This window comes from uncultured Parabacteroides sp., assembly GCF_905196875.1.
Lineage (GTDB): Bacteria > Bacteroidota > Bacteroidia > Bacteroidales > Tannerellaceae > Parabacteroides.
Genome location: NZ_CAJJWO010000115.1, coordinates 1 through 10,314, shown reverse-complemented (window position 1 = coordinate 10,314; position 10,314 = coordinate 1). Strand labels below are relative to the sequence as shown.

Sequence of the window (10,314 nt, the reverse complement as noted above, 5' to 3'; positions counted from 1 at the left end):
GGACATATTGCCTGTAGTTCCGACTCGAAGTCGGAGATCGTAGTACCGATTATGCATGATGGCAAAGTGGTTGCCGTACTCGATATCGACAGCGATACGTTGAATAGTTTCGATGAGACGGATGCTTTCTATCTGGAAAGTATATGCAAAATGCTTTCGACGGCCTATACGACTAGCATCGAATAGGTATGGTACTAATCCGTTCCTTACTACCTTTTAGCACAAAAGTCCCTATGCATTAAAATTACCCTGTACACCCTGGCCGATTATCCTCTACAGGCTGGAGAGCCAGGGTGTACAGGATAACCGACTACGGTGTACAGGGTAGAATTAATAAGTAGGGACCTTTGATATAAAAGGTCCCTACTTATTTACTAATATATACCTACTTAACAATTACTTCCTTCCCTTCCGTATTCGCACGGGTCAGGTTATCATACATTGCTTCACAATAGACCGGCGGCAAATAGAAGCGGCCCGGATAGACAGCGCACAGGTTGATCTTTACCGTTACCTGGCGACCGGAGGGCAGATAGTCGATATAACTGTACACTTTATCGTCGCGGATATCCTGGTAGTTGATACCGGTCGTCTTGTTGTCGGTTGCCCCTTCGTTGAGGAAGCGGGTATTCAGTATCTCCCAACCGGCAGGGAAGATCTCGGTCAGCACCAGGTTGTTAATGCCACGGGCAGAAGGATTCTTCACGGTAACAACGGCAACGAAGTTCGTACCTTGCGGCAAGTCAGCCACATCTACCGCACGGCCATCCTGATCGGTATAGCTGACCGCCAGCGACAGGCCGTTGGCATAGGCTTCTTCCTTCCCCTGTGCGGGAATGCCTTCGGTAATGACGCGGGCAAACAAGGTCGACTTGCCTGTATTCTTCAGTTCCAGGGAAGCGGATGTTCCGGCTTTGTCCAACAAAACTTCCGTCCAGATGTTCTTGTCGGTATTGACCTTTTCAGTCTTCCCAGCACAAGTGTAGGAGAAGTCCATCATTCCGCCTACCTTATATTTATTCATGTATCCGGAGAGCGAAACCAGAGCAAAGGCTGTCGACTGTGTACTCAGCCAGTCGTCCGACGAAAGCACTTTGGAGATATCGCGGGTCAGTATGGCGGCCTCTTTGCCGTCGCCCAATAAGGTCAACGTCATCAGCCGGATCGCCTGATCACGCAGGTCGCTGCCGAAGGTCAGGTCGTAATCGGAATAGTCGGTCTTCACTTCCGTTGTTTTCTCGATCAGGCTTTTCGCCACATCGATACGGCCTACCAGTGCATACCCGGAAGCCAACAGCCAACGGCTCATCGGGGCTAGCGACTTGCTCTCCTTCAGCCGGTTCATCGCACCTATTTCCGGCACCTGTCCCAGCGCCAGTACGTATAAACGATAAGCTTGTGTCATTTCTTCGGAACGGGAATAGTAAGAACTTACCGGCTTCCAGTCGCGTGCAACGCGACGCAGGTTGTTCAAAACGTTACGTTTCATACCGTCGGGCACCAGGTATCCTTTCGACTCGGCCGACAACAGGAAGTGGGTTGCATAGACCGTTCCCCATCCGTTGCTGCTCGTACCGCCGGGCCAGTAAGAGAAGGCTCCGTCTACGGTCTGGTAAGAACGCAGGCGGCGGATTACCTCTTTCACGGCATTTTCAGTCGTGTTCTGCTGTTGTTTCGTCAGTGCGGCAAACTCGCCTATATAGAGTTGCGGGAAACCTTTGGAAGTGATCTGCTCCACGCATCCGTGCGGGTACCCGATGAGGTACGACAGACGGGAAGAAAGGTTCAACGGAGGAACATCCGACATTTCCAGTGTCAACGAGTTGGTTCCTTCCGTTCCCGGAAGTTTAACGGTTTCTTTCCAGGACTTTCCGGCTTCGAGGGTAACAGGCAATACCTTCACCTGCGGACGACTTATGGAACGTATCTCGATATCGGTCGTATAGACGGACTTATCGCCCTTGCCAGACGCCGTAATAGTCCCCCGTCCAGCCCCCGGCTGGTCTTTCACCTTGATACGGAAGGAAGCCTGCTTGTCACCTATCTTAGTGAAGTTAAGCTGCTGAGTTGCCGAACCCAGTATCTCCATATTACCGGAACAACTGATTGACACAGTAACGTCACCTACCCCGTTCTCCGTAGCAAAGACAGTGGCCGGAACGACCATCTCCTCTCCTACACCGATCACACGCGGCAAAGTACCCAGCAGCATGACCGGCTTACGTACGAATACGCTCTTGTCGGCATGCCCGTAAGCTTCACCGTTTCCGGCTACGACCATTACTTTGACACGGCCGTTATAATTCGGCATTGTATAGATATGACGCTGCTGCTTCCCTTTCCGTAACAGGAACGGGCCTTCGAACTGCACCACCGGTTTGAAACGGTTGACGATGGCTTTCGGCCCTTTGTTCAGGGCGTCGTCGCCTCCGATACTGAACAGTTGCTCGATACGTCCACCGTAGGCACCGACCACATAGTTATACATGTCCCAGGTGCTTACGCCTAATGCTTCACGGGCATTGAATGCTTTCCAGGGTTCGGGCGTACGGAAACGGGTAAGGTCGAGCAAACCTTCGTCGACGATAGCCAGCGTATAAGCCATTTCGCGACCGTCCTTTTCCGAGACGATCACTTCGTATCTGGCTTCCGGCTTGATCTCGTCAGGCACACTGATCTGCGGATACAGATGGCTTTCGGGAGAAGTAACCGTGAACGGTACGACGCCATACATACGGATCGGCAGGTCGTTCTGTGTAAGCCCGTGAGGTTGCAACAACGTAACGTAGACGTATGCATTCGGCTGCATCTCTTTGGTTACATCCAGCTTGATCGTTGTCTGCTGGTCGTCGCAGGTATGTTCGGTAACGGAAAGTACCTTCGTTCCATTCTCGATACTTACAACGGCACGGCTTCCTTTGGCGGACGGGATGGTGATAACCAGTTTCTCGCCCGGTTTATAGTTATCTTTATCTGTTTTGAAGCTCAACATATTGGCCGACTCACTGCCGTCGGCGTTGCGTCGTCCTTCGTTATACGGCCAGTCGAAATAGCTCATTACGCCGGTCGAGTGCTTGCTTTCCTTGTCTTTGACGGAGATAAAATAAGTGCCCCACTCTTCGTTGCTGAACGAGAGCTGGAAGGTACCCCGGCCGTTCTCGCCGGTACGCACAGTCAGTTGTTTAACCGGCTTGTTATACGAGTCGGATACGTAGTTAGCCAGACTGCTGTTGTCCGAACTCCACCACCAGTACCAATATACCTTATATATCTGAACGTCCAGTTCCGTATTCGCTTGCGGATTACCCTGATAGTCGGTCGATGCAACTTCATACGTATAGTTGCTTCCGGTATTCAGTTGGTCGCGCGTTTGCTGCGGCGACTTGATACCGGCATAACGTTTATAAGGAGAATACAACAACCGGTTGGCATCGATACTGAAATCGCCGGACTCTTCATAGACGCGGGTGACGAAATTTGCCATCAGCATGCCCGGGGCGGTCGAACCGATCTCGAACTTCGCCTGCACCGTTGCGTCTCCTTTCTCGTCGGTCGTGCCGGAGATCAGTTTACTTTCTTCGCTGTTAAAGACTTTCGACGGATCATCGAAATAGAAATCCTTATAGCCATTAAAGGTAGTCGGGGTCGAGATAAAGGTTCCCTGAATATCGTATTTCAGGTTCCTTGCCGTAGCTCCCTGCAACCATTCCACATGCAGTTGTCCGTCAAGAGGTTCCCCCCGCAGTATCGTAGGGGCGGTTCGCGAACCGCCCTTACCCGAACCACCCTTATCCGAACCGCCCTTGCCGAAGGACAGGTCTATCTTCAACCGGTTCGGTTTGATCGACTCGACACGCAAACGCTTATCGAAACTGACACCGCCTACATTGACCTTTACGTTCCAGGCTCCGGTAGGCGCATCCGGTTCGGTAGGCATGACGAAAGAGTAAACACCCAGTTCGCCGCGTGTCTGTGTCTTACGCAGGTAAAGCTGTCCCAACGGATTATAGAGTTCCATCACTACCGGATGGTTGGCCGGAAGTTTCTTTGCCCGGTCGTTCAGCATAAAGCTAAGGAAAAGCGTATCTCCCGGACGCCATACACCCCGGTCGCCATAGATAAATCCTTTGATACCTTTCTGTACCACTTCGCCGGATACGTCGAACGAGCTCAGTGACAAAGCCGAACCTCCGTCCACACGCAGGTAAGAACGTTGATATCCCTGCGAAGCAATGATGTAGAAAGGTTTACCGGAAGCGATCTTCAGTTTTACCTCTCCTTTACCGTCGGTCGTACCGGAGGCCAGTACCTGGTTCTGGTAATTATAGACGGATACTTCGACACCGTTTTCGGGATTAGTGCTAATCAGGTTATGCACCAGGACAGTCATTTCGTTGTCTTCGCCGGCCATAGCCATCAGCCCCAGGTTGGTAGCCAACACGTTCTTTCCTTCTACCTTATTATAATAGTAGCTGTTCGAGCAAGGGTCGTTACGTTCACTGTAGTTGTAATCGTTCCAGTTGAAGTCGCCGTTATAATAGTAGTAACCGCCGTCGTCGAAACGGGAGCTTTCCTCTTTAAACTTGATCTCGTCTTCGGCCAGAAGTTGCTCGCGCGATACCTTCACGGAGTCGTCACAAGGGTAGGCCGACAGGTCTTTATTGAAAGAAAGCTCTACGCGATAGATTGCTCCGGGTTCCGGTTCCATCAGTTTCTTCAGGTCGACGGCATAGGTGTTCCACTGGGAAAGGTCGCTGCCGTCTTCATCCAGAAAGATCGTCTTACGGGCAACCAGGCGGCCTACACGCATCAGGTCGGAAGTGCCGTCCAAGTTGTTAACCTGCAGGAACTGGCCGATATTCTGTTGCAGTATCTTTATGACGCGAACCACTACTCCACGGAGATAAACGGCCTGGAAAGGAACGAGCAGTTCCGTCGATTGCGGAATGACTACTCCCTGGCCGATAAACTTGACGTCAGGTAAAGAGGTATTTATCTCGATCTGGCGGGTGACGTCTTCCTTCAATGTCAGCCCGTTCTTACTACGGATCTGGCGGGTCAAGTGTACATTCATAACGCCTTTACGCTGGTTGTCGGGATACAGGCGGAGGCGGTTGCCTTCCACATTGACCGTCTCGGAGGTATTTCCGGCAATAAAGGCGAGTCCCTGCATATCCTGCGAGGAGTCGAGTTCTTTGGTGAATGTAACTTCCACATAGCGTTCAGGCTCTGTCACATAGGTCACGTCATATACGTCGAAATCATTCATATCCGGAATACTGACGGTAAGCAGTTTGTCTTCGGCTACTCCTAATTTATTCGGAGCTATCGAAAGGGTGAATGTCCGCGTGCCATCATTTCCGGCCTGTACATTCTGCAGGGTCACCTGGTGTTTCTTCCCGTCAGGACTGTGTTGCCATACCGCATCCGTTTTCTCGGAGAAACGCACCAGCGGCTCGATTGTCTCGGGTGTTTCTTTATCAGGAGTCAGCAAAGTACAAACTATATCATAGCCGTTCTCATTCTTTGCATTGATATCCATCGATTCCAGGTTGGCACGGAGCGCCAGGGGGAAGGTGGAGAATTCAAAGGCGAACTCCTTATCTTTACCTGTCACGTCGAACCATTCGGAGAGGTTGGCTGTCAGTTTATAGGTTGTATTCCGCTCAAATGCTTTTGCCGGTTTGAACACGACAGTCCGGTTATTTTCAAAAGAGAACTCACCGGCCACCTCGGGCTTTATACGTACAAGCTTGCTCAGTTGCTCACTCTTCAGTTTATCCTGAGCGATATCCTGATTGAAGATCAGATAGACCGGCGTATACCGGGATATCTTACCGGAAGTGAATGCTTCCACATGCGGATTAAAAGGCAACTCTTCCGCCTCTCCCCCGGCACTCTTTGTATTACAACTGCTAAATAAGCACAGCATATAGCATAAACACACCAAATATAGATACCTTGCCATATTTCTTTGAATTAAAGGTTACTACTTAATGAACAGGAGTTATTCTTTATCGAATAACCCTTTAATGTCTCGATCAAAATCGGATTCAAAAAGACGATCCACATATCCACGAATAGCAAACTGGCGAAGAACAGCTGTACACCATTGCCTGAACTGGGTAGCACGAACCGAGTTTACCCGATAGCCAACAGATATTACAGCATCGAGATTGTAATATTTCACATTATAGTTTTTTCCATCCGAAGCAGTTTGTCGGAATTTCCGACAAACTGAATTCTCTTCTAGTTCTCCACTTTGAAAAATATTCTGTAGATGTTCCGCAATAGTAGAACGTCCTTTGTCAAAAAGAATAGACAGTGCATCCTGTGTTAGCCATAATGTTTCATCCTTATACATAATCTCAATGCCATCTTCCTTCTCCTGTATTTGAAATATAAGGAATTCGGCAGTACTATTACGTATATGTAATCTATTCTTATTATTATCTCTTTCCTCCATAAACAAGTTTTTAATTGTAGAGGTTTGGTATAACCTGTAATCCTACAAATATAAAGAATTAATTCTACGATAAGGTATATTCAATCCTATCTTTCAGTTTTTATCTTTATCTTTGATAACTAAAACGGGTACATTCCGAACTGTTCAACAAAGATGAACCATACAAAACTAATTACCTCACTCAAAACAAACCGTAAAAAGATACTTCTTTTCTTTTTGCTGTTGATCGTTCTTTTGTGGGGAGGAATGTATCTATTAGTTCCCCGTACCCTGTTTCCTGTCCCCTATTCCACCCTGCTCTATTCATCGGAAGGCAACCTGCTGGGAGCCCGTATTGCTCCGGACGGCCAATGGCGGTTCCCGGCAACGGATTCGCTGCCGGATAAATTTATTACCTGCCTGACAACGTATGAAGACCGGTATTTCTTTTACCACCCCGGAGTCGATCCGACAGCTATCCTGCGTGCAGTCTATCTGAATGTCCGGTATCACCAGGTAGTAAGCGGGGGGAGTACGCTGACCATGCAACTCGCCCGCCTGGCAAGAGGTAACCGCGACCGCAATGTTTACGAGAAAAGTATCGAAATGTGCTGGGCCCTCTTCCTGGAAACTACTCACAGCAAGAAGGAGTTACTCAATCTATATGCTTCACATGCCCCGTTCGGAGGAAACGTAGTCGGCATCGAAACAGCCGCCTGGCGATACTTCGGACGCAGTGCTGTCGATCTGTCGTGGGCCGAAAGCGCTACCCTTGCCGTATTGCCGAACTCCCCCGCCCTGATCCATCCGGGACGAAACCGCAAACAACTGAAGACAAAACGGGACAATCTGCTGCTCACATTAAAAAACAGAGGAATCCTCGATAACACCGAATACGAACTATCCTGCATGGAACCATTACCCGAAGCCCCTGTTCCACTGCCCGACGAAGCTCCCCACCTGCTCGAACGGCTTGCCGCCACTGCTCCAGGAACACGGATCACCTCATCCATACATTATGCTTTGCAGAAACAAACTCAGGAACTAGTCAACCGTTACGCCCTTGAATTCAGTTCCAACCATATCCATAACCTGGCCGCCATCATCGCCGATGTTGAAACCGGTGAAGTGCTGGGCTATGCCGGCAACGCCAGTTTCCGGGCAAACGAGAAACGGGGAAATCAGGTCGACATCATCACCTCTCCCCGCAGTACGGGCAGTATCCTGAAACCTTTCCTCTATGCCGGAATGTTGCATGACGGACAGATATTACCCTCTACCCTCGTTTCCGATGTTCCTTTAAACATCAACGGCTTTATGCCGCAGAACTACAACAAGACATTCAACGGAGCCGTCCCTGCCCATCGGGCTATCGAACGTTCGCTGAATGTACCATTGGTTCGTATGCTGTCGCAATACAACACAGGCCGGTTCATGGCTTTACTAAAGGCATTGGGAATGACCACGCTCCGCTTTTCGGAAGAACATTACGGGGCTTCGCTTATCCTGGGCGGTGCCGAAGGTACCTTGTGGGATATATCGGGTATGTATGCCTCCTTATCCCGTACCCTCACCCATTACCGCCCATACAACGGACGGTATAACCCGCAGGATATCCATCCATTGACTCCTTATCCGAACAAGGAAAAGAACCCGATCCGTTCGATCACGGATAAACGCCTTACCGACAAACCGCTATTGTCCGCCGCTTCCATCTGGTTCACTTACGAAGCCATGTCCGCCCTGAACCGTCCGGAAGAAGAAGCCGACTGGCAGCAGTTTGAATCGATGAAACAGATAGCTTGGAAAACCGGAACCAGTTACGGCGGACGTGACGCATGGGCGGTCGGAACGACTCCCCGCTATGTGGTCGGCGTATGGGTAGGAAATGCTTCGGGAGAAGGCCGTCCGGGACTAACCGGTGTAGGGAATGCCGCCCCCGTCTTGTTCGACCTCTTCTCGCTACTGCCCGGTAGCGGATGGTTCGATATGCCTTACGACGAACTGGAACAAACTGCTATATGCCGCAACAGCGGACACAAAGCATCACAGATATGCAACCAGGTGGATACCTTATATATTCCCCGCTCCGGCATCAACACCCCGATATGCCCTTATCACAAACTGATACATCTGTCGGCTGACGGACGTTTCCGCGTAAACAGTTCCTGCGAGTCGATAGACCGGATGATTACCCGTCCCTGGTTCGTTCTGCCCCCCTCGCAGGAATACTATTACCGCAACTATCATATCGATTACATCCCGCTCCCACCTATCAAGCCGGGATGCGAACAGACACAAAGCCAGCAGATCGAACTGATCTATCCGGAGCATAATGCCATACTATACTTACCAAAAGGATTTTCCGGCAAACAGGAGAAGTTCATCTTCAAAGCCGCCCATGCCCGTCCCGATGCTACAATCTACTGGCACCTCGACGACACTTACCTCGGCGAAACCACCGACAACCATCAGATCGCCAGCACCGTACAACCCGGTAAACACCTGCTTACCTTGATCGACAACTGGGGTAATCAGCGTAAGATATTATTTGAGGTGAAGTAACAGAAACACAAATTAGATGAAGACTTGCACAAACTAGCAGGAATTTGGGCTAACGATCCGGAGACTGATAAAATTTATGAAGCCATCCAAAGTGGAAGACAAAGCGGTGTTACACGTCATATAATACGAACAAGCACATAGGTTCCGTCAGGATAATTTGCTCACCTCGATCTTTATTACGTAAATTGCGTTACGTAATTTACGCAATGAAGAGATCCCGACAATTCAACTGAACAATCGTTTACGATCGCTTCTTTGCTATCTGGTTACGACAACAGCCTTATTGATTTTACGGCCACTCCCCCAATCAATAAACAAAGACCGGCTATGATCAGGATCGGGAGGCGGATATTTGTGGAGTGGCGGGTTTCCTCTTTTTGGTTATTCTCAGTGGCTAGTGCGGAGTAGGATTGCTGTGTAATGGTAGTGGACGACAGGCTGTCTGTCTGGTTCCTGACCTGCCGGAGACGAGCAACGGTGATGCTTTGCAGGGCTTGCCTGCCTGCACTGTCAGGCGGTAGATAAACGGTTTGCTTTAATTCCCATAATTGCGAGTCGCAAAGGATGGAACGGCTTTGATACAATAAGCTATCGGCACCATCAAACCGGATGGAATCATACCGGTTATTACTTTCCAATCGATGTATATCCCTTTTCAACCCACACCCTGTGAACAAACAGACAACACAAACCATATAAACAAGTACCTGCATCCTATTCCTGCCGGACAGCTTCAACGAAAGGTGCAGGAAACGGCGACGTTTGTATAAGATCGCCTGGTCGAAAGGCAAGCCTGACCGCATCAAAAGTTCCAGCAGCTTCTCCGGGCCTTCAGGAGTATAACAATCGGCAGCCTCCCCTTTCACGTGCTGGCTCGTTGCCACGCCACCCACCAGACGGTTCACCTCTTTATTCCGATAGCCGCTCAACACCGCGATCGGCTTCTTATATAATTGTCTCAACGGTTCCAGTAAACAATCTGCCAGATGCTGCAGCGAAGTTCTGATCTGGGGAGGCGGTTCATTAGCTATTCCATTCTCTACTGCGGTACGGCTATACGTAAGCTCTTCCAGCGTGAAATGTTCACTTAAAATGGTCTTTTTACTTCTACTTTCCATTGTCATTGAGTTTAAATTTATAAGTATAATCCACCCCGAAAAGGGCACCCGCAAACGTACTGATCTCACCGAAAGCCACCAATACGCTGTTATCTATCAATCCCTGCGGATCGATCCAGAATCCGCTGAAGAGAAGAACAATCCCGCTCAATGTGAGCAGGATTGCAATAATCAACTGAACCGTCA

At 49.6% G+C, this 10,314-nt stretch carries 4 protein-coding genes and 2 pseudogenes; 2 read left to right on the top strand and 4 right to left on the bottom strand.

Annotated features, from left to right (window positions below; all coding sequences use genetic code 11):
* A partial coding sequence (locus QZ076_RS21330; protein WP_365326598.1) for a GAF domain-containing protein occupies positions 1-186 on the top strand: 186 nt, incomplete at its 5' end.
* Positions 187-385: 199 nt separating this feature from the next.
* Here the strand turns inward: QZ076_RS21330 and QZ076_RS21325 are convergent.
* Together QZ076_RS21325 and rhuM are read right to left on the bottom strand one after the other, a co-directional pair.
* Complete coding sequence (locus QZ076_RS21325) at positions 386-5,968, bottom strand: MG2 domain-containing protein (RefSeq protein WP_293717124.1); 5,583 nt, start codon at positions 5,966-5,968, stop codon at positions 386-388.
* Positions 5,969-6,067: 99 nt separating this feature from the next.
* Positions 6,068-6,466, bottom strand: a pseudogene (rhuM, locus tag QZ076_RS21320) (RhuM family protein); the annotation flags it as partial.
* Positions 6,467-6,712: 246 nt separating this feature from the next.
* Here rhuM and pbpC point away from each other — a divergent pair.
* On the top strand, positions 6,713-9,010 hold the full coding sequence (gene pbpC, locus QZ076_RS21315; protein WP_293717125.1) for a penicillin-binding protein 1C: 2,298 nt from the start codon (positions 6,713-6,715) through the stop codon (positions 9,008-9,010).
* A gap of 695 nt (positions 9,011-9,705) precedes the next feature.
* Here the strand turns inward: pbpC and QZ076_RS22035 are convergent.
* Both QZ076_RS22035 and QZ076_RS21305 read right to left on the bottom strand, forming a co-directional pair.
* Positions 9,706-10,128, bottom strand: a pseudogene (locus QZ076_RS22035) (D-Ala-D-Ala carboxypeptidase family metallohydrolase); the annotation flags it as partial.
* The coding region (locus tag QZ076_RS21305) for a hypothetical protein (protein ID WP_293717122.1) at positions 10,118-10,314 on the bottom strand (197 nt) is incomplete at its 5' end. The pseudogene QZ076_RS22035 and the gene QZ076_RS21305, both read right to left, overlap by 11 nt.

Coding starts and splice junctions, on each gene's coding strand:
- QZ076_RS21325 (WP_293717124.1), bottom strand. CDS start 5,968: ATGGCAAGGTATCTATATTTGGTGTGTTTATGCTATATGCTGTGCTTA.
- pbpC (WP_293717125.1), top strand. CDS start 6,713: ATGTATCTATTAGTTCCCCGTACCCTGTTTCCTGTCCCCTATTCCACC.